The sequence below is a fragment of the Kribbella sp. NBC_00709 genome (assembly GCF_036226565.1).
GTDB lineage: Bacteria > Actinomycetota > Actinomycetes > Propionibacteriales > Kribbellaceae > Kribbella.
Window position 1 is genome coordinate 3,143,862 of sequence record NZ_CP108996.1, and the last position, 19,555, is coordinate 3,163,416.

22 protein-coding genes and 1 riboswitch are annotated in these 19,555 nt (G+C 68.9%); of the genes, 12 read left to right on the forward strand and 10 right to left on the reverse strand.

From position 1 onward, the window contains the following. The first annotated feature begins 9 nt into the window (after positions 1 to 9). A riboswitch (TPP riboswitch) is annotated at positions 10 to 126 on the forward strand. Continuing rightward, positions 121 to 1,446, forward strand: coding sequence for a purine-cytosine permease family protein (locus OHA18_RS15450; RefSeq protein WP_329004774.1), 1,326 nt, complete (start codon positions 121 to 123; stop codon positions 1,444 to 1,446). It overlaps the preceding riboswitch by 6 nt. Here the strand turns inward: OHA18_RS15450 and OHA18_RS15455 are convergent. The 5 genes from OHA18_RS15455 to OHA18_RS15475 are packed head-to-tail and all read right to left on the reverse strand — an operon-like array spanning position 1,388 to position 6,175. Next, positions 1,388 to 2,605: a cation:proton antiporter gene (locus OHA18_RS15455; RefSeq protein ID WP_329004775.1), complete on the reverse strand. Its 1,218-nt coding sequence runs from the start codon at positions 2,603 to 2,605 to the stop codon at positions 1,388 to 1,390. The two genes, OHA18_RS15450 and OHA18_RS15455, sit on opposite strands and share 59 nt — an antisense overlap. 38 nt (positions 2,606 to 2,643) lie before the next feature. Further along, on the reverse strand, positions 2,644 to 2,874 hold the full coding sequence (locus OHA18_RS15460; protein WP_329004776.1) for an anti-sigma factor family protein: 231 nt from the start codon (positions 2,872 to 2,874) through the stop codon (positions 2,644 to 2,646). Beyond that, positions 2,871 to 3,512, reverse strand: a complete 642-nt coding sequence (locus OHA18_RS15465; RefSeq protein ID WP_329004777.1) for an RNA polymerase sigma factor — start codon at positions 3,510 to 3,512, stop codon at positions 2,871 to 2,873. The genes OHA18_RS15460 and OHA18_RS15465 overlap by 4 nt, the downstream gene beginning before the upstream one ends. A gap of 21 nt (positions 3,513 to 3,533) precedes the next feature. Beyond that, the gene (locus OHA18_RS15470; protein WP_329004778.1) at positions 3,534 to 4,238 is read right to left on the reverse strand and encodes a flavodoxin family protein; all 705 of its coding nucleotides are present in this window, start codon (positions 4,236 to 4,238) and stop codon (positions 3,534 to 3,536) included. Positions 4,239 to 4,246: 8 nt separating this feature from the next. Next, complete coding sequence (locus OHA18_RS15475) at positions 4,247 to 6,175, reverse strand: thiamine pyrophosphate-binding protein (protein ID WP_329004779.1); 1,929 nt, start codon at positions 6,173 to 6,175, stop codon at positions 4,247 to 4,249. A gap of 85 nt (positions 6,176 to 6,260) precedes the next feature. Here OHA18_RS15475 and OHA18_RS15480 point away from each other — a divergent pair, with 85 nt between their 5' ends. Together OHA18_RS15480 and OHA18_RS15485 are read left to right on the forward strand one after the other, a co-directional pair. After that, positions 6,261 to 6,878 (forward strand): hypothetical protein, encoded by a 618-nt coding sequence (locus OHA18_RS15480; protein ID WP_329004780.1) that lies wholly within the window; start codon positions 6,261 to 6,263, stop codon positions 6,876 to 6,878. A 16-nt stretch (positions 6,879 to 6,894) separates the two neighbouring features. After that, positions 6,895 to 7,578 carry a class I SAM-dependent methyltransferase gene (locus tag OHA18_RS15485; protein ID WP_329004781.1) on the forward strand — a complete coding sequence of 228 codons (684 nt, stop codon included), beginning with the start codon at positions 6,895 to 6,897 and terminating at the stop codon, positions 7,576 to 7,578. A 90-nt stretch (positions 7,579 to 7,668) separates the two neighbouring features. Here the strand turns inward: OHA18_RS15485 and OHA18_RS15490 are convergent, their stop codons facing one another. Both OHA18_RS15490 and OHA18_RS15495 read right to left on the reverse strand, forming a co-directional pair. Beyond that, positions 7,669 to 8,235 carry a methylated-DNA--[protein]-cysteine S-methyltransferase gene (locus tag OHA18_RS15490; protein ID WP_329004782.1) on the reverse strand — a complete coding sequence of 189 codons (567 nt, stop codon included), beginning with the start codon at positions 8,233 to 8,235 and terminating at the stop codon, positions 7,669 to 7,671. Continuing rightward, positions 8,228 to 8,722, reverse strand: a complete 495-nt coding sequence (locus OHA18_RS15495; protein ID WP_329004783.1) for an RNA polymerase sigma factor — start codon at positions 8,720 to 8,722, stop codon at positions 8,228 to 8,230. The genes OHA18_RS15490 and OHA18_RS15495 overlap by 8 nt, the downstream gene beginning before the upstream one ends. Before the next feature lie 144 nt (positions 8,723 to 8,866). Between OHA18_RS15495 and OHA18_RS43315 the strand changes: the two genes are divergently transcribed. The 6 genes from OHA18_RS43315 (at position 8,867) to OHA18_RS15520 (ending at position 13,549) form a co-directional block, all read left to right on the forward strand. Then, positions 8,867 to 8,938, forward strand: a complete 72-nt coding sequence (locus tag OHA18_RS43315; RefSeq protein WP_387771715.1) for a putative leader peptide — start codon at positions 8,867 to 8,869, stop codon at positions 8,936 to 8,938. A gap of 137 nt (positions 8,939 to 9,075) precedes the next feature. Then, on the forward strand, positions 9,076 to 9,639 hold the full coding sequence (locus OHA18_RS15500) for a flavin reductase family protein (protein ID WP_329004784.1): 564 nt from the start codon (positions 9,076 to 9,078) through the stop codon (positions 9,637 to 9,639). After that, on the forward strand, positions 9,632 to 10,690 hold the full coding sequence (locus tag OHA18_RS15505; protein WP_329004785.1) for an ABC transporter substrate-binding protein: 1,059 nt from the start codon (positions 9,632 to 9,634) through the stop codon (positions 10,688 to 10,690). Before OHA18_RS15500 ends, OHA18_RS15505 begins: the two co-directional genes overlap by 8 nt. After that, the gene (locus tag OHA18_RS15510; RefSeq protein ID WP_329004786.1) at positions 10,687 to 11,523 is read left to right on the forward strand and encodes an ABC transporter permease; all 837 of its coding nucleotides are present in this window, start codon (positions 10,687 to 10,689) and stop codon (positions 11,521 to 11,523) included. The genes OHA18_RS15505 and OHA18_RS15510 overlap by 4 nt, the downstream gene beginning before the upstream one ends. Further along, the gene (locus tag OHA18_RS15515) at positions 11,499 to 12,212 is read left to right on the forward strand and encodes an ABC transporter ATP-binding protein (protein WP_329004787.1); all 714 of its coding nucleotides are present in this window, start codon (positions 11,499 to 11,501) and stop codon (positions 12,210 to 12,212) included. The genes OHA18_RS15510 and OHA18_RS15515 overlap by 25 nt, the downstream gene beginning before the upstream one ends. Beyond that, entirely contained in the window at positions 12,209 to 13,549 is a 1,341-nt protein-coding gene (locus OHA18_RS15520) for an LLM class flavin-dependent oxidoreductase (protein ID WP_329004788.1), read from the forward strand. The genes OHA18_RS15515 and OHA18_RS15520 overlap by 4 nt, the downstream gene beginning before the upstream one ends. 61 nt (positions 13,550 to 13,610) lie before the next feature. Here OHA18_RS15520 and OHA18_RS15525 read toward each other — a convergent pair whose 3' ends face one another. After that, positions 13,611 to 14,588, reverse strand: coding sequence for a zinc-binding alcohol dehydrogenase family protein (locus OHA18_RS15525; protein WP_329004789.1), 978 nt, complete (start codon positions 14,586 to 14,588; stop codon positions 13,611 to 13,613). A 39-nt stretch (positions 14,589 to 14,627) separates the two neighbouring features. On the opposite strand from OHA18_RS15525, the gene OHA18_RS15530 reads away from it, so the two are divergent. From OHA18_RS15530 to OHA18_RS15540, 3 genes are all read left to right on the forward strand, one after another. Beyond that, on the forward strand, positions 14,628 to 15,452 hold the full coding sequence (locus tag OHA18_RS15530; protein ID WP_329004790.1) for a glycerophosphodiester phosphodiesterase: 825 nt from the start codon (positions 14,628 to 14,630) through the stop codon (positions 15,450 to 15,452). 240 nt (positions 15,453 to 15,692) lie between these two features. Further along, on the forward strand, positions 15,693 to 16,109 hold the full coding sequence (locus OHA18_RS15535; RefSeq protein WP_329004791.1) for an ATP-binding protein: 417 nt from the start codon (positions 15,693 to 15,695) through the stop codon (positions 16,107 to 16,109). Between the two features lie 107 nt (positions 16,110 to 16,216). Further along, on the forward strand, positions 16,217 to 17,185 hold the full coding sequence (locus OHA18_RS15540) for a DUF5926 family protein (protein ID WP_329004792.1): 969 nt from the start codon (positions 16,217 to 16,219) through the stop codon (positions 17,183 to 17,185). 231 nt (positions 17,186 to 17,416) lie between these two features. On the opposite strand, the gene OHA18_RS15545 is transcribed toward OHA18_RS15540, so the two are convergent. Further along, positions 17,417 to 18,634 carry an arginine deiminase gene (locus OHA18_RS15545; RefSeq protein ID WP_329004793.1) on the reverse strand — a complete coding sequence of 406 codons (1,218 nt, stop codon included), beginning with the start codon at positions 18,632 to 18,634 and terminating at the stop codon, positions 17,417 to 17,419. A 91-nt stretch (positions 18,635 to 18,725) separates the two neighbouring features. Beyond that, positions 18,726 to 19,313, reverse strand: coding sequence for a dihydrofolate reductase family protein (locus OHA18_RS15550; RefSeq protein ID WP_329004794.1), 588 nt, complete (start codon positions 19,311 to 19,313; stop codon positions 18,726 to 18,728). Between the last annotated feature and the right edge of the window lie 242 nt (positions 19,314 to 19,555).

The window sequence follows — 19,555 nt, forward strand, 5'->3', positions numbered from 1 at the left end:
CTCAGCAGCACAAACCTATGCGGGAGCTCGCACCGAACTGCGCGGGCTGAGAGGGCGACAGCAGGGTCGCCGACCGCCTGAACCTGACCGGGTAATGCCGGCGTAGGGATGGGGTCACTCATGACCGATACCGCTGTTCGTCCTGCCGGCTCCACTGAGGCGCCGCTCGTTCTCACTACCGATGCGCCGCGGACGCTGGGCTTCTTCGACCAGTTCACGTTGTGGGGCAACTTCGGCATCTCGCTGTTCGGCCCGGTCACCGGTGCGCTGGTGGCGGCGTACACGGGCTCGTTGTGGCAAGGCCTGCTCGCGGTCGTCGTCGGCTGCGGGATCGGGGCGCTCGTGCTGGGCGGTGCGGCCGTGTTCGGGTCGCACACCGGTGCACCGGCGATGGCGAGCCTGCGCGGTCTCTTCGGCCGCCGCGGGTCGATCGCGCCGACCGTACTGAACATCGCGCAGAACGTCGGCTGGGCCACGATGGAGATCATCGTGATCTCGCAGGCCGCGGTCGCGGTGACGAGCGAGCGGTGGCGCTGGGTGTTCGTCGTACTGGCCGGGATCATCGCGACGGCGATGGCGGTCCGGCCGCTGGGCAGCGTGAAGATCCTGCGGAAGTTCATGGTCTGGCTGGTGCTGATCGCGTCGGTCTACCTGTTCGTGCAGGTGCTCAGCAAGCCGGTGCACGCCCTGCCGCAGGACGGTGTGTTCGGCTTCTGGCCGGCCGTCGACCTCGCTGCCGCGGGCGTCGTGTCGTTCGCTCCGCTGGCCGCCGACTACACGCGGCACTCGCGCACTAATAAGGCTGCCTTCAGTGGGTCCGCCCTCGGCTACGGCCTGGCAGCGATCGGGTACTACGCCCTCGGTGTCGTCGCGGTCGCAACGCTGCAGACCAACAGCGACGACGTGATCACCGCACTGGTCACACTGCCCGCCGGTGCGATCGCACTGTTCGTGCTGCTGGTGGACGAGGTCGACGAGGCGTACGCGAACGTCTACTCGACCACGATGGCGGCGCACAACCTGATCGGCCACATCGACCGGCGATGGATCTCGGTCGCGATCGGCGTGATCGCCACCGGTATCGCACTGTTGGTTGACCTGGGCAACTACACGCAGTTCCTGTACCTGATCGGCTCGGTCTTCATCCCGTTGTTCGCGGTCGCGATCGCGGACTTCTTCGTGGTCAGCAAGATGAACTGGGACGTGTCGGACACGGCCCGCTTCCGCTGGCAGCCCACGGTGGCCTGGCTGATCGGATTCGTGGCGTACCAGCTGGTCAATCCCGGCACAGTAGCGAACTGGTCGCCGTTCTGGACCAAGCTCCAGCAGTGGCTCTTCAACAACCAGCCGGTCCCCACCTGGCTCGGCGCGACGTACACGTCGATCGTCATCTCGATGCTGGCCGCGGTTCTGCTCGGCCGGATCGGTCGGCGGCAGGCTGCTTGAGCAGGACGAGAGCGACCGCCGGGAAGAGCAGTACCGACAGCAGTCCGGCACAGACCAGTGCGGCGGCGGTGACCGGGCTCATCAGCCCGGTCAGCACGCCGATCTGGGTCGCGGTCACGATGAACGGCAACGAAGTCGCCTGCAGCAGCGCGACCGCGGCCGTGCTGCGCGCGCCCAGCGTCCGCACCGAGAGGTACGCCGGTACGCCGCGCACGACCAGCAACGCCAGTAGGAACAGTGGAACCCGCAGCAGTGCCGCCGGATCCTCCACCAACCCGCGCAGGTCCAGTCGCAGACCGCTGGTCACGAAGAACACCGGGATCAGGAAGCCGTAGCCGAGGGCCTCCACCTTGGTCCGGAAGCGGGGATGCGAGGTCGCGTCGCGGTCGACCAGACCGACGACCGCCCCGGCCAGGAACGCCCCGAGGATCGTCTCCAGCCCGAACTGTTCGGCCAGCGCCACGAACGCCACGAGCAGTACGACGGCGGCGCGGACACGGATCTCGGCCGTGGTGTCCTGCAACCGCAGCAGGACCAGACCGATCCGCTGGGACTTACCTGCGGTCGCTACAACCAGTCCGGTGACTGCCACGAGCAGCGCGAACAGACCGATCATGATCAGCCGCTCGCCAGCGCTGCCGCCCTCGGTCGAGAACACCAACGACAGCACCAGGACCGCCGCGAAGTCGGCCACCGAAGCCGCCGCGATGGTGAACTGCCCGACCCGACCGTCGGCCTGACCGGCATCCTTGAGGACGGGAACCACCAAGCCCAGCGACGTTGCCGACAACGTGACGGCGAGCAGGAGCGCACTGTGGACCCAACCGGCCGCCGAGAACGCCGCACCGGTGACACCGCCTAGCGCGAGCGTGACGACGTACCCGAGGACTGCCAACCGCAGAACCCGGCCGCGGAGTTGACGGATGTCGATCTCGAGGCCGGCGAGGAAGAGCAGGAACGCCAGGCCCAGCAGGGACACGATCTGCAGCGGTAGGTCGACCTGGACCAGTCCTAGTCCGTGCGGTCCGACCACGATGCCGGCCACGATCTCCAGCACGACGGCCGGCACCCGGAGCCGCGGCGCCAGCCCGAGCAGCAGCGGCGCCAGCAGCGCGATCGACGCGACCACGAACAGGTTGGTGAACTCGACATCCGGCATGCCAGCTCAGTGCCGCCGAACGGGCCGGGCGTTACAGCTCAGTCCCGGCGGAAGGTGCGGAAGGCCTCGAGGAGGCCGTCGCGGGTGGCGGCCGAGAGGCTCTGCGGTTCCACCTGGCCGACCTCGGCGATGGTACGGCGCATCTGCTCGACGTAGATCTCGCAGCCGTCGCACACCGTCAGATGCTCGGCAAACCGCTGCTCGGTCTCCGGATCCAGCGCCCCGTCGAGGTACGCGGTGACGAGCTCGACCAGTTCCGCGCACGTCATGACATGACTCCGGTCGTCGTGAAGTACTGCTCGAGGTGCTTGCGGACGACGGCGCGGCCGCGGTGCAGCAGGACGCGTTGGTTGGCCATGGAGATGTCGAGCAACGCGCACACGTCCTCCGCCCGCTGTCCGTCGATGTCGCGCAAGGTCAGGACCACCTGCTGCCGGGGCGGCAGGCCGTCGATCGCTGCGGCGACCACAGCACGCACCTCATGCGCGAGAACCTCGCTCTCGGTCGTCGGCCAGTGCTCCGGGAACGCGAGCCAGCCGCCCGGGTACTGGTCGTGAACGCCGCGGAACCTGCTCGGGTCGACCGTCGGCCCCTCGTCCGGAGCGAGGCTGGTCCAGGGCACGACGCGATGTTCGCGCGAACCGCGTTTGCGGGCGATGTTGACCAGGATCCGGTAGACCCACGTCCGCAGCGACGCCCGGCCCTCGAACCGCTCGATGCCCTGCAGGACGGCCAGCCAGGTGTCCTGGACGACTTCCTCGGCGCTGGCCGTGGTCGACACGAACGACCTGGCCAGCCGCAGCATCGAGCCGGACCAGCTGTTCAGCAGGCACGCGAACATCTCCTCGTCCCCGGCTCGCAGCCCGGCGACGAGGATGTCGTCCGTCGGCAGTCCCCGCCCCCACAAGGCGACGGTACAGCAGCATGGTCAGCGGTACTCCGGGTTCTCGAAGTCGTAGCGGCAACCGGCGTCCCACTCCGAGCGCTGGTTGCCGTACGCCGGGATCCCGCCGGCGTCCCGGATCATCCTGGCCAGGTGCAGCAGGTTCCAGGTCATGAACGTCGTGTTCCGGTTGGTGAAGTCGTTGTCCGGCCCACCGGATCCCTGGTCCAGGTACGACGGCCCGGGCCCGGCCTCGCCGATCCAGCCGGCATCGGCCTGCGGCGGGATCGTGTACCCCAGGTGCTGCAGCGAGTACAGGACGTTCATCGCGCAGTGCTTGACCCCGTCCTCGTTGCCGGTGATCAGGCAGCCGCCGACCCGGCCGTAGTACGCGTACTGCCCGTGCTCGTTGAGGATCGAGGAGTTGCCGTACAAGCGCTCGATCACCTGCTTGGTGACCGAACTGTTGTCGCCGAGCCAGATCGGGCCGGCGATGACCAGGATGTCGGCCGCCATCACCTGTTCCTGGATCGCCGGCCAGTCGTCGGTGGCCCAGCCGTGCTCGGTCATGTCGGGCCACACGCCGGTGGCGATGTCGTGGTCGATCGCGCGGATCGTGTCGACCTGGACGCCCTGCTTCTCCATGATCTTCCGGCCGACGTCGATCAGGCCCTCGGTGTGGCTGACCGCGGGCGAACGTTTGAGGGTGCAGTTCAGGTACAGCGCGCGCAGGTCGTCGTAGGCGGGCATGGGTTCTCCTAAAGCAGTTCGGCGTCCTGCTCGACGCAGAGCAGGACGGGTCCGGTGGTGGCGAACAGCTGGGTCATCGCGTCGTCGAGGTCGTCGCGGCGGGTGACGCGGATCCCGGTCGCGCCGCAGAGCTCGGCGTACGCGGCCCAGTCGGGGTTGTGCAGTGAGGTGTGCCAGACCGGATAGTCCGCGGCGAGTTGTTCCTTGCTGATCTTGCCGAGCGAGTGGTTGTCGAGCAGCACGTGTTTGATCGGGATGCCGTACTTCACCGCGGTGGTGACCTCGGCGGCGTACTGCCCGAAGCCGCCGTCGCCGGTGACCGCGACGACGGGCCGATCCGGTGCGGCGGCCCAGGCGCCGAGCGCCGCCGGGTAGCCGAAGCCGATCGAGCCGAGGTACCCGGACATCAGTACCGGCTGTCCCTTGGACTCCAGGTACCGGCCGAGCGAGTACGCATGGTTGCCGACGTCAACGGTCACGACCGCGTCCGCGGGCAAGTGCTTGCCGAAGGCATCGAACACCGCTGCCGCCGAGACCCCGCGGCCGCGATCGTCCTCGACCCGGCGCGCCTTCTCCGCCCGCCAGATGGCCCATCGATCGGCGAGGTCGGGGCGTTGGTCCTCCGCCTTGACGTCGGCGAGCAGTGCGGTCAGCGCGTCGAGGGTGAGTGCGGCGTCGCCGAGGACGTCGACGGTGACCGCGTCGAACCGCCCGATCGCGGCGTGATGGTCGTCGATCTGCACGATCGGCTTGTAGTTGGCGATCCCGGTGTGGTTCGAGAACGAGGCGCCGACCACGATCAGCAGGTCCGACTCGTTCATCAGCCAGCTCGCCACCGGCGTACCGCTGCGACCGAGCACCCCGGCGCCGAGCGGATGGTTGTCCGGGACCAGACCCTTCGCCTTGAAGGTGGTCAGCACCGGTGCGTTGAGGCGTTCCGCCAGTTCGCGGACCTCGGCCTCGGCGCCGCGGGCCCCGTGGCCGACGACCAGGACCGGTCGCCGGGCGTCCCGGATCAGCGCGGCTGCTCGGCTGAGCGTGTCAGCGTCGGGCTGGATGCACCTCCGGGACATCCGTCCGGCCGGCGTCTTCGCGGCCGCGTCGGACGGAATCGTCTGCACCTCGTCGGGCAGCACCAGATGGGCGACTCCGCGGCCGTCGATGGCGTGTTTCACCGCCAGTGCGGCCAGCTCGGCGTGATCGCTGCCTGCCTGCACCGCGGTACTCGACACCGCGACGTCCTTGAAGACCGCGGTCAGGTCGAGGTCCTGGAAGGCGCCGCAGCCGAGGACCTTCGATGGCACCTGCCCGGAGATCGCGATGACGGGCGAGCCGTCGAGCTTGGCGTCGTACAGCCCGGTCAGCAGATTGGTCGAGCCCGGCCCCGCGATCGCGAAGCAGGCGGCCGGGCGGCCGGTGAGCTTGCCGTACGCCGATGCCGCGAACGCCGCGGCCCCTTCGTGCCGGATGCCGACGTACGTCAGCTCGCCGCGCTCCTCGGCCCGCCGCATCGCCTCCGCGAACCCGAGGTTGGAGTGACCGACCATGCCGAAGACATGACTGATGCCGTGGGCAACCAATGTCTCGACCAGCACGTCGGCGACCGTCCGGACCGCCGCCGGCGGCTCCGGCAGTTCGACGTAGACGCCGTCCGGCCGTTCGTCCACCGGGTACGACGGAACGCCGTCGGAGAACCCTTCCGGTGGCTGCCCGGTGATCGGGTCGTAGTCGTACCCGTGCCAGGGACAGCGCAGCAGACCCTTCTCGATCGAGCCCTCACCCAGTGGGCCGCCCTGGTGCGGGCACTTGTTCTCCAGTGCCCCGAGCCGCGCCCCGCAGCGGGCGAGCGCGATGCTCCGCCCGTCGACCACCACGCTCCGGACCCGCCCGTCCGCCGGTACGTCGTCCTCGTCCACCCGATGCCAGTTGCCCGACATGTAACGCCTCCCACCCGTCGCGACACCAACCTTGCAAGGAACAGTGCCGTGCCGCGGCCAGGTGTTACAGGAGGAAACTGCAGTCATGGACGAACGTTCGCTGGCCGTAACCCGCCGATCCCTGCACGGCGTCGCCGAACTGGTGCTCGCCGGACCGCAGTACCGCAGCGGCGGCGGGATCAGGCTCCGCGTCGTACCCGGCGGTTTCGCGACGCTCGCGGATCCCGGAGTGCGCGTCGACGGCGACCGGCTGGTCACCCCGACCGGAGCGCTCCCGCTGACCGGCACGTACGGCGAGCTGGCCGCCGCGGCCGGGCTCGAGGTGTCTCCTCTCGACGACGTGTACTCCGGCGGACCTGGCGTGCTGCCCGCCGACGAACTGAAGGTCGACCCGGCGGCCACCCGGCTGCTGGCGGATGCGTTCGCTCGCGGTGACGCTGCGTTGAGGCAGCTCGCCCCGGACGCGACGCCCGTGCTCTGGCCGGAGCACTTCGACGTCGGCGTGACCGGCGGCAAGGTGAACTACGGGGTGTCGCCGGGCGACGACGCCATCCCCGAGCCGTACGCGTACGTCGGACCGTGGACGCCGCAGACCGGGGAGTTCTGGAACGTGTCGTTCGGTGCTGCGCGGTTGCTGGCCGAGCTGCCCGATGTGCTCGCGTTCTTCCAAAAGGGCAGGGCCCTGGTCACTGACCCGGAGTAACCGGAATACTGCAGGCATGCTGAATTCCGCACTGCGCAGCCGGGCCGAGTACGCGGAACTGGGGGCCGACGGGTTGGCCGCGCGTACGACGCCCGAGCGGGACGCGCTGATCGTCAAGGCCGTCGAGGAGTTGCTGGACGGCCGCGAGTCGGTGCTCGACCTGTGCTGCGGGTACGGCCGGATCGCGCTGCCGTTGCGCAAGGCCGGGAAGGTCGTCCGCGGACTGGACATCTCGCCGAACCTGCTCGAGGCGGGCCGGGCGAAGGCGGCCGAGGAGGAGCTCGCGATCGACTGGGCGATCGGCTCGATGACCGACCTGCCGTACAAGTGGGACTCGTTCGACGCGGTGATCTGCCTGTGGACCGCGTTCCACGAGCTGTTCGCCGAGGACGAGCAGATCTCGACGATCTGCGAGATCTCCCGGGTGCTGAAGCCGGGCGGGATCGCGATCATCGAAGGCCCGGCCTGGGGGCCGGCGACCGCGGCCGAGATCGCCAACGGAATGCGGCAGGGACCGGAGCACCGGATCGTCACGACCGAGTTCAGCGACAACCGCAGCGGCGTGCACTTCATCCACGACGAGATCAGCTACGGCCGACTCTGTGCGGCCGCCGGAATCGACGACTACAAGGTCTACAAACGCGACTGGGGCGGCCGCCGCCGGCTCATCCTCGAGATCCACCAGCCCGCAGGTTCCTGACATGTCAGCAGGAGCAGATCCCCACTCCACATTGGGGATCTGCTCCTTGTTTTGCCGAGTGTAAATCCATTCCGGACATTTCCGGAAAACTCAGCTTTTTGCTTCGAGATTCAGCAAGAATCGTTTTGCGTCCAAGCCGCCGGCGTACCCGGTGAGCGCGCCGTTCGCGCCGACGACCCGGTGGCACGGCAGGACGACGCAGACCGGGTTGGCGCCCAGCGCCGTACCGACCGCGCGGGCCGCCTTGGGCTTCTCGATGTCGGCGGCAACGGTTCCGTACGTCGTCGTCGCGCCGTACGACGTGTGTGTCGGCAGATCCGTGAGTACGAGTCGCTGGAACGGCGTCGCCAGCGCGAGGTCCACCTCCAGGTCGAAGGTGTGCCGACTGCCCGCGAGGTACTCGTCGAGCTGCCGGCGGACGTCGTCCAGCGGCCGGGTCTGCCGGAGTACCCGCGGGGACACGGCCCGGGCCAGGCGGGTGGTCATCGTCTCCTCGTCGCCGAACGAGCTGGCGACGACGCGGCCGTGCGCGACCGCGAGCAGCATCGTCCCGATCGGGGTGTCGTGCAGCGTGTAGGCGACGTCGGCGTCGGGCAGGACAGGTGGTTTCGGGTCGGGCATGGCGAGCCGGGTCAGCCGGCTCTCGAGATCAGTCATCATCTACTCCGAGTTTGCTGCGCAAGGTCGCGAGCGCGTCGCTGACGAGCCGGCGCGATGCGGCGGGCGTGGTGTCCAGAGCGGCGGCCACGCCGTGGTGGTCCAGGTCGCCGACGTACTTGAGCGTGACCGCGAAGCGTTGCCGCTCCGGCAGCTCGTTGACCGCCCGCCAGAGGTCGGGGTCCGGCCAGACGGCCGCGTCCGGACCCTCGACGGCCACCGGCGGCGCCTCCTCCAAGGGGCGCTGCGGTTTCCGTGCCCGGTGTACGTCGGTCGCGCACCGGGCCGTGATGGTGAGGAGCCAGCTGCGGAGGTTCTTCGCCGACGTCAGCGTCGGGTAGGCCGCGTACGCCTTCTCCCAAGCGCGCTGCGCCGCGTCGTCGCCGTCCACCGGCCCGGCCATCGCCCGCGCCAGCCGGGCCACGTCCCGCCAGTGCGCGTCGATCAGCGCCTGGAACGGTGGCAGCTCGACCTTCTCCCGAGTCATCACGCAAGTAGAACGCACGCACGGCCGGAGGTGTGAGGGCAACCCGGTGGCGTGTCGTCCCAGCCGATGGTCAGTTTCGGACACCCGTTCCGGATAGCGAGATTGTCTAGTTAGGCAGTAGACATTGATGAGAAGGTAGCTGACATGACGACGACCTTCCTCACGCGCCGTCGCGTCATCGATCTGCTGCGGACGGCGAGCGCGACCTGTCGCTGAGTCGTTCCCGCGTTGCCCCGGCGGACTCCCGCCGTACGAGGCCTGTCCAAGCCTGCGCCTCCCACACCCCGCCCGGTCGTGGTGCTTCCTGCCGCCCTGCCGCCGGTCGTCCCTGCCCCCGTACCCGAGGGAGAGACATGTCTGTCCATGCGATCAATCCGTCCGATCGTCCGCCGTTGTCCGTCGTTCCCGACCGTCCCGAGGAGCGGGCGGTGGACGCCGATGTCTACCGCTCCGTGTTCCGTCGCCACGCCGCCGGCGTCGTGGTGATCACCGCGGACGCCGGCCACGGCCCGGTCGGATTCACCGCGACCTCACTGGTCTCGATCAGCCTGCTGCCGCCGCTCGTGTCGTTCGCGATCGCCAACAGTGCGTCCAGCTGGCCGACCGTGAGTACGGCGAACAGCCTGGTGATCAACTTCCTGTCCGCCGACCAGCACGCGATCGCGGGCCGGTTCGCGACCAGCGGGATCGACCGGTTCGCCGAGCCGACCCGCTGGTCCCGGCTGGCTGCCGGCGAGCCCGTGCTCGACGAGGCGCCGAGCTTCCTGCGCGCGCAGGTCGAGCACCGTTTCGCCGTCGGCGACCACTACCTGGTCGTCGCCCGCCTCAACACCCACACCGAACGACGTGAACACGAGCCGTTGCTGTACCACGACGGCCGTTACGCCACCGCCACCCCGAAAGCACACCATGCCTAGAACCCGTTTGTACGCCGTCCTGTCCGCCGCGCTCGCCACGGTCGCCCTCGCGGCCGGCTGCGGCGCCGACAAAGCCGGTGGCGATGCCGCCGGGACCCTCGCGCTCGACGCGCCGCTGCCGACCACCGTCCCGGACGGCGCCAAGATCGTCGTCGGCGATCCGGCCACCGAGGTCGCGCTGAAGCTCTCGGGGCAGTACGACGCGGTGTCGAAGTACGTCAAGTTCGCGAACCTGAGCGGCGGTCCGCAGACCACCGAGGCGTTCCGGGCGCACGCTCTCGACCTCGGCTCGGTCGCCGAGATCCCGTCGATCAACGCGACCTGGACCGGTCTGCACGTGAAGATCGTCGCCTCCAAGTTCCGGCAGGACCCGATCGGTCACCCGATCTACAAACTCGGCATCGCCCCTGGAGCGTCGGTGAAGACGCTCGGCGACCTGCGCGGCAAGAAGATCGCGTACAGCCCGGGGCAGGCGCAGGGTGCGCTCATCCTGAAGGTGCTGAAGAAGGCCGGGCTGACCAAGGAGGACGTGAAGCTGGTCGAGCTGCCGAGCACCGGCGACGTGTACTCGAACGCGCTGTCCTCGAAGCAGGTCGACGTCGCCCCGATCGGCGGCGTCCAGATCAAGCGGTACCTGGCCAAGTACGGCAAGGACGGTGCCGCCACCATCGACCACGGTCTGCGCGACGACGCCGGCCACCTCTACGGTCCGGTCGAGTCGCTCCAGGATCCGGCGAAGGCCGCGGCGATCCGCGCGTACGTCGCCGCCTGGGGTATCGCGCAGGAGTGGATCGACAAGCACCCCAAGGAGTGGATCGCGGGGTACTACGTGAAGGACCAGGGGCTCAGCGAGGCCGACGGGCAGTGGCTGGTCGACAACGCCGGCCACCCGGACATCCCGGCCGACTGGAGCGACGCGATCAAGCGGCAGCAGGACACCATCGACCTGCTCGCGAAGGAGACCGGCAACCCGGTGATCCAGGCCAAGGACCTCTACGACCTGCGGTTCCAGACCGTCGCCGCGGACGCGATCAAGGGAGGCGCCAAATGAGCGCGACAACACTTCCCGGACTGCGCACCCGCTCGAGCGCGACTCCGGTCGTACGCCGTCGGCGGCTCGGGCCGGGGAAGCCGATCAGGTTCGGGGCCGCGATCGGGCCGGTGCTGCTGCTGGCGATCTGGAGCATCGGATCGGCCACTGGTTGGATCGACCAACGAATCCTGTCGGCGCCGTGGACCGTGGTGACCACGGCCGGTGACCTGATCGCGGACGGCCGGCTGCAGTCGAACCTGTGGACGTCCGCCCAGCGGGCCCTGATCGGGCTCGCGCTGGGCATCGTGCTCGGCGTCGTACTCGCGCTGATCTCCGGCCTGTCCCGGCTCGGCGAGGCTGTCCTCGACGGACCGATCCAGATCAAGCGCGCGATCCCGTCGCTGGCGCTGCTGCCGCTGCTGATCCTCTGGCTCGGCATCGGTGAGTCCATGAAGGTCATCACGATCCTGCTCGGGGTGTTCATCCCGGTCTACATCCACACCCACAACGGCCTGCGCACCATCGACAGCCGGTACGTCGAGCTCGCGCAGACAGTCGGCCTGTCCCAGTGGGAATTCATCCGGCGCGTGGTGCTGCCGGGCGCACTCCCCGGGTTCCTGCTCGGGCTGCGGTTCGCGGTGACCGGCGCCTGGCTGTCGCTGGTCGTCGTCGAGCAGATCAACTCCACCAGCGGCATCGGCTACATGATGGAACTGGCCCGCACGTACGGACAGACCGACATCATCATCGTCGGCCTGGTCGTGTACGGCGCCCTCGGCCTGCTCTCCGACGGAGTCGTCCGCCTGATCCAGAGGAGGGCGCTCTCATGGCGCCGAACGCTAGCCTCGTAAGCACGGTGCAGGTCCGCGATCTGGTCCGCCGGTACGACGATCGCGCCGTACTGGACGGGTTGGATCTGGACATCGCGCCGGGCGAATTCGTTGCCCTGCTGGGGAAGAGCGGCTCCGGGAAGAGCACGCTGCTGCGGGCGCTGGCCGGGCTGGACTACGACGTCGACGGGTCCGGTGACCTCGCCGTACCGGAGAACGTCTCGGTCGTCTTCCAGGATTCGCGGTTGTTGCCGTGGGCAAGAGTGCTCGACAACGTTGTACTCGGTCTGAACGGTGCTTTCGACCGCGGGCTTCGCAGTTTGGAGGAGGTCGGGCTCGCGGGTCGTGAAAAGGCCTGGCCGAACGAGCTGTCCGGTGGTGAGCAGCAGCGGGTCGCGCTGGCCAGGTCGCTGGTCCGGGAGCCGGACCTGCTGCTCGCGGACGAACCGTTCGGTGCGCTCGATGCGCTGACCCGGTTGAAGATGCACGTGTTGCTGCGGAAGTTGTGCGCGGCGCACCAGCCCGCCGTACTGCTGGTGACGCACGACGTCGACGAGGCGATCGTGCTGGCCGACAGGGTGATTGTGCTCGACCAGGGCCGGATCGTCGCGGAGGAAGTGGTCGAACTGGCCGCTCCGCGCAGTTCGGCCGACCCAGGATTCGCCGCGATCCGGTCGCGGCTTCTCGATGCCCTAGGAGTTTCGCTGTGAGTAGGCAGCTGCATTTGAACGCGTTCCTGATGAGCACCGGGCACCACGAGGCGTCGTGGCGGCTGCCGGAGAGCGATCCGTTCGCGAACGTGAAGGTGGAGCACTACCAGGAGCTGGCCCGGACCGCGGAGCGGGGAAAGTTCGACTCGATTTTCTTCGCCGACTCACCGGTCCTGCTCGGTACCGTCGGCCGGAGGCCGGCCGGTTCGCTCGAGCCGACCGTGCTGCTGACCGCGATCGCGGCCGTGACGTCGCGGCTCGGGCTGATCGCCACCGCCTCGACGACGTACAACGAGCCGTACAACCTGGCGCGGCGCTTCGCCAGCGTGGACCACGTGAGCGGTGGTCGCGCGGGCTGGAACGTGGTGACGACGGCCGGACCGGACGCGGCGCGCAACTTCAACCTCGCGGACCAGCCGGCCCACGCCGAGCGGTACGAGCGGGCGGCGGAGTTCCTCGAGGTCGCCTACAAGCTGTGGGACTCGTGGCAGGACGACGCGGCGATCGCCGACAAGGCCGAGGGCGTGTGGGCGGTGCAGGAGCGGGTCCAGCCGATCGACCACGTCGGGCGGCATTTCCAGGTGCGCGGACCGCTCAACCTGCCGCGGTCACCGCAGGGGCATCCGCTGATCGTGCAGGCCGGTTCGTCCGAGGACGGCAAGGGCCTGGCGGCGCGGTACGCCGAGGCCGTGTTCACCGCGCAGCAGACGCTGGAGGACGCGCAGGACTTCTACCGGGATCTGAAGGCGCGCACGGTGGCGCTCGGACGTGATCCGGAGTCCATCAAGATCCTGCCGGGGATCGTGCCGGTGATCGGCTCGACGGTCGAGGAGGCCCAGCGGCTGGAGCAGCAGCTGGACGAGCTGATCCGGCCCGAGTACGCGCGGCTGCAGCTGGCGAAGACGCTGCGGGTGGCGCCCGAGGACCTGCCGTTCGACCAGCAGTTGCCCGCGGACCTCCCGGACGAGGACGAGATCGAGGGCGCGAAGAGCCGCTACACGCTGATCGTGACGCTGGCCCGGCGCGAGAAGCTGACCGTTCGCGAGCTGATCGGACGACTCGGCGGCGGTCGCGGCCACCGGACCTTCACCGGTACGCCGGAACAGGTCGCGGACGCGATCCAACACTGGTTCGACGCCGGCGCGGCCGACGGCTTCAACATCATGCCGCCGGTCCTCGCGTCCGGCCTCACCACGTTCGTCGACGAGGTGATCCCGATCCTGCAAGCCCGCGGCCTGTTCCGCACGGAGTACACCGGCACGACCCTCCGCGACCACTACGGCCTACCCCGCCCATCCGGCCGCACCCCCGCCGCGTTGCAGGAAGCAACCGCCTGAACCAGCTGGTGCTGGGCCCGCCAGGTGGCCGACCCAGCACCAGCCCACTCAGGCGGGGGTCCTATCTCACGCGTACGACGAGCTTCCCGACTGCCTTGCCGTCTTGCATCACGCGGTGGGCTTCGGCGATCTCGTCCATGGTGAAGACGCGGTCGATCCGGATCGGGAGCTTGCCCGCGGCGACCAGGTCGACGTACCGCTGGAACGCCTCGGCCGGCAGGTCGGAGCTCTCGCCGCCGTATGCCGTCAGCCGGACGCCGTTCGGGAGATAGTCCATCGGGTAGAAGTCCGGGATCGTCCAGGTGTCACTGAGCATTCCGGTGAAACACACCGTGCCGTGGATCGCGGTCGCTTTCAACGTGTCCGGTAAGACATTCGTGCCGACGAGTTCGAGCGCCGCGTGGACACCGCCGGGAACAATCTCCCGCACCTTTTCCGCAACGTTGCCATCGTCAACGATCGGGTGATCGACGCCGAGCTCGCGCAGAACCTCGAGCCGCTCCGGATTTCGCGTTGTGGAGAGCACGGTCAGCCCGTGCTCCTTCGCCAGTACGGCGGCCGCGACGCCGACGGACGACGTACCGCCGCGGACCAGCAACGACTGGCCCGGCTCGATCGCCAGCCCGGTGTAGAGCGAGCCGTGCGCGGTCTGGAGCATCTCCGGCAGCGCGCCGAGGGTGGCCCAGTCGAGGTCGGTCGTCACCGGGATGACCGACGACGCCGGTACGACGGTGTACTCGGCGTACCCGCCGTCGTACGCCCGGCCCATCCCGCCCATCATCGCGACCACCTGCTGCCCCGGCGCGAACTCGCCGCCTGGCGCCGCATCGACCGTCCCGGCCGCCTCGATCCCCGGGATGACCGGGAATCGGGCGTTCGTCGCGAGGCCGGCGCGGAGGTGGTACTCCGACCGGTTCAGTCCGAACGCCTCCACCTTGATCCGCACCCACCCGGCGCGCGGCTCGGGTACGGCGACCCGTCGTACCCGCAACTCCTCCGGCTGCACCGGCCCGTCCAGCACGATCGCCCGCATGTCCATGTCGACAATCCTCACCTATCGTGTGAAAGAGTTTCTTTCATGCGGAAGCTCCCGCGCGTCGTCGCCCATCGCGGCGCCAGTGACGTCAATCCGGAACACACCCTCGCGGCGTACCGCCGAGCCATCGAGGTCGGCGCGGACGGACTCGAGTGCGACGTCCGGCTCACCGCCGACGGTCACCTCGTCTGCGTCCACGACCGGCGCATCGACCGCACCTCGAACGGCCGGGGCGTGCTGTCGACGATGAGTCTGGCCGAGCTCGAGGCCTACGACTGGGGCTCCTGGAAGCGCCCGTGGGCCGATCTCGACGACGAGGCGGACCTGCCCGATCTCGACGAGATGAAGGTGCTCACGCTCGACACGCTGCTCGCGACCGTCCGGGACGCCGGCCGGCCGGTCGAGCTGGCCATCGAGACCAAGCACCCGACCCGGTACGCCGGGCTGGTCGAGCGGCGCCTGATCGAGGCCCTCGACCGCTACGGCTGGGCCCGTCCGAAACTCGGTTCGGAGTCGCCGGTCCGGGTGATGAGCTTCTCCTGGCTGTCGCTGCGCCGGATGCGGACGGCGGCGCCGGGCCTGCGCACGGTCCTGCTGATGGACCGCATCCCGCTGCGTTTCCGCGACGGCTCGCTGCCGACCGGGGTGTCGTACGCCGGTCCGAGCCTGGAGATCGTGACCGCACACCCGGAGTACGTCGACCGCGCGCAGAAGCACGGGCACCAGGTGCACGTCTGGACGGTGAACGCCGCGGAGGACGTGCGCCGCTGCCGCGAGATCGGGGTCGACGTGGTGATCAGCGACCGCCCGGACCTGGCTCTGCAGGTCCTCGCGGAACCGCCGGAAGAAGTAGGACGTCGTACCTGAGCTCTTGGTTTGTGACACACCGGAACGGTTATGTGTGGCATGTGTCACGTGGTCTGGATACGTAGTGAGGCGAATGCGGGCGGTTATTGCAACGTTCAATTCCGTCGATTTCGTTACGGTTTCTCCGGTTATAGGTCGGTTCTCCGCCGGGCTATGTAACGGAATACCTGCGGGTGTTTTCCGGACCCTGATCGTGGGCAGATGTCCCTGTGGCTGAACCGATCATTGAGGAGACCCTGCTTGTCCTCTGCGACCCTGCCCGCCGACGTTAGCGTCGTGGACGTCGTACTGCCGCATGAAGTGTCCGCGGTAGCGGACGCCCGTCGCCGTCTGGCCGCCTACCTGAAGCGCTACCGGGTCACCGAATCCGCGTGTGACGACGCGCAGTTGGTGCTCTCCGAGCTGCTGTCGAACGCGATCCGGTACGCACCGCCGTTGCCGGACGGTGAGGTCCGCGCGGCCTGGTGGATCGACCGGGCAGGGATCCACGTCGAGGTCACCGACGGACGCGGGGACACCGAGCCGCAGCGGATCAATGACACCCATCCCGAATCGATCGGCGGCCGGGGCCTCGCGATCGTCGACATGCTCACCTCCGGCTGGGACGTCCGGACCGCCGCCCATCACCGCACGGTCCACGCAATCGTCCCGAGCTAGTCCGCCTTCTCTGCTCGGCCGGGTTCGCTCCCGGGTGCTCCCTTCCTTCTGTTGTCCGCTTCGGCGGGTTCGCTCTTGAGTGCTCTTGGCTGCAAGACTGCGCTGTTATGGGAAAGAAGTCGCGGCAGCGCGCGAAGAACACGACGACCGTCACCCTCGACCCGGCCGACCTGGTGGATGTCGGTCCGCGGGAGCCTTGCCCGTGCGGTTCGGGCAAGCGGTTCAAGCAGTGCCACGGCAAGGACCAGGCGCAGGCCGCGGACGCGTTCGTGGTGCGGCCGTTCGAGGGCCTGCCGGCCGAGTGTGACCTGATCGCGTTCCGCGAGATCGTCCCGTCCGGCACGGTCGAGGTGGAGCTGACCGGCGACAACGCAGGCAAGGTCGTCAACCTCGTGACGCTGCTGCCGATGGCGATGCCGGGCCTGGTGCGCGACGACGAGACGATCTGGATCGGTCTGCAGACGCACGCTTCGTCGGGCGACCCGAGCCGCGACCTCGGGCACGCGATCACCGCCGCGATGCACACCGAGCCGGGCAACCCGATCCAGCTCGGCGACCTGATGAAGGACGGTCCGCGGCTGCAGGACCTGATCGACACGTCCAAGCCGCTCGAGGTCAAGGTGCACGAGGGCTTCGACTACTGGGTCGGCGAGAACGTCGAGGACCCGACCGGTGAGGTCGCCGCGGGCCTGGAGCGCGCGAACGCCGCGGCGGCTCCGACGGTCCGGCTCGAGTCGGTCGACGCGGCGTACTGGACGCAGATCGGCGACCGCATCTACCTGCGCTGGGTGATGCCGCACACCGAGGACACCCTGCTCGATGCGCTCGCCCGCCTGCACGCGGCCGGCTCGTCCGCGCTGATCGACGGCAGCCGGCTGATCGGCTCCTTCCGCGCCCTCGGCGTACTCGCGCCGGTCTGGGAGCTCCCGGCCGGCACCGAGGCCGCCGACGTCGAGAAGCCCGCCGCCGACTTCGCGACCGCCCTGGAGAAGGCTCTGGCCACCGAGGCCGCGCTCACGACGGAAGAGCGCGCCGCCCGCGCCGGACTGGCCAGCCGCCAGCTGACCATCCGCTGAATCACGCACGAACGCCCGGCTGAAGTCTTCAGCCGGGCGTTTCGTTTGCCAAGAGTGGTCTAGGCCATGATCGTTAAAATCTGCCCAGAAACGTGGACGGCCCAAGTCCTGCTGACGGGGGAGCAACAGGGCCTGGGCCTAGACAGGAAGAGTACTCACGAAGGTCGTCCGCCACAACCCCCGATCTCACTCCGCGTGTCGTAGGGCTCACGTGGCGGCCGGAGCGAGCGCTCAGACGGCGACCGGAGCGCGGAGCACCGGGCAGGACATGCAGCGCGGACCACCCCGGCCGGAGCCGAGCTCCGAGCCGGAGATCCGGATGACCTCGATGCCGGACTCCTCCAGCCGCGCATTGGTCTCGACGGTCCGCTCGTACGCGATGCAGACCCGCGGCGCCAGGGCGAGGGTGTTGTTCCCGTCGTCCCACTGCTCCCGCTCGGCCGTCACCGGGTCGAGGCCGGTGTCGATCCGCCGGAGCGTGTCGATGCCCAGCGCCTTCGCCGCCGCGACCAGGAACGGCTCGGACTCCGCGATGTGCAGCTGGTCGCCGTCGGTGGTGACCGCGAGCGCCCGCATCTCCTCGGCCATGTTCGGGTACATCAGCACGGCGTCGGTGTCGACCATCGTGCAGACGGTGTCCAGGTGCATCGTGGCGCGCTGCTGAGCGATCGGTACGGCGAGAACCGTGTGCGCCAGATCCTTCGCGAACACCCGCCGCGCCAGCCGCTCCACCCCGGCCGGCGTGGTCCGCTCCCCGACCCCGACCGCGAGTACGCCGGGACCGAGCGCGAGCACGTCCCCGCCCTCGACATGCTCCAACTGGTGGCCGTACACCTTGTTGGCGCCGGCGAACCGCGGGTGGAACGTGTAGATCAGCTCGGTCAGCTGTGTCTCGCGCATCCGGGCCGGCATCGCCAGCGAGGTGACCGCCACCGAATCCCGGATCCACAGGCTCGAGTCGCGGGTGAAGAGCAGATTCGGCAGGGGGTCGATCAGGAAATCCTCGTGGGCGAGGAGCGATGTCACGAGCCCACCCGCCCGAACCTCGTCGTTGCGTACGCCGGCCATCAGCGCCTCGGCCAGCTCGGCCGGATCCAGCGCGCCGAGGGATACCTGCAGATAGTCGCGCAGGGTGTCGCCGAGCCGCAGGTCCTCGATCGCGCCGGCGACCGCCTGGGCCCGGGCCGCTGGATCGGTGAGTGCCTCGGTCAGCAGCTCACCGAGGTACAGCACCTCCACGTCGCGGTCCCGGAGCGCCTGGGCGAACGCATCGTGCTCGTCCTGGGCCCGGCCGACCCAGGGGATGCCGTCGAACAGCAGCTTGTCGTTGTTCCGTGGGGTGAGCCGGCGGAGCTCGTTCCCGGGGCGGTGCAGCATCACGGTCCGGAGCGGACCGACCTCACTGTCGACGCCGTACGCCTTGCCGCTGTCCTGCCGCGCCTCAGTCATCCGTCCGCCCCTTCGCTTCCGTTGTGCCCACCACGCTACGGCAGTACGATCAATCTGTCTGATTGTCCGACAATCTACCAGGATGGGTCGGTCAGCGAACCCGGTCGTAGAGCAGGCAGAGGGCACCGGACTCGGTGGGGGTGGAGTCGGTCAGTTTCCACGAGGTGGCCGGCAGGCCGTCCTCGAACAGCCGCGCCCCGCCGCCAACCAGCTCGGGGTCGAGGGTGATGCTCAACCGGTCCACCTCGTCGGCGGCCAGCAGCGCCTGGATCACGCTGGTGCTGGCCAGCACGATGATGTCGCCGCCGTCCTCGGCGCGCAGCTGCTTGACCACGTCCGCCGGCTCGGCGTCGGCGATCCGGGAGTTCTGCCATGGTGCCTCGGTCAGTGTCGTGGAGAAGACCACCTTCTCGGTCTCGTTCAGCCAGCGCGAGAAGGCCCGGTCCTGCGGCGCCGCGTTCTCGTCGTCGGCGACCGCCGGCCAGAAGCCGCCGAAGCCCTGGTAGTTCTTCCGGCCGAGCAGCGCGGTCGTGGCCGGCTCGGTCACCCGGAGCATGTGGTCGCGAGCGCCCTCGGTGATCGCGTGCGGAACGATCCAGCTCATGTCGTAGTCGCCGCCTGCTCCGTTCACCCGGCCGTCGAGCGAGAGGGAGATGTTGGCGGTCACGGTGCGGGTCATTTCGGTACCTCTTCCGGTTCGGTCGTTCAGTTCGGGCTTGTCGGTTCGCGTTCGGCTCACACCAAAGATCCTGCCGTCGCGGCCACCGCGGAACATCTGCCACCTGGCCGATATCCACCAGCCGCCTGGCCGATCGGGACGTCGTACGAAAGGACGAATATCCACAGCCGGATGGCGCTGACGAGGTCGTTCGGCTGGAGAGGAACTAGGCTGCGGTGCTGTGTCCGGTCATGATCTTCACC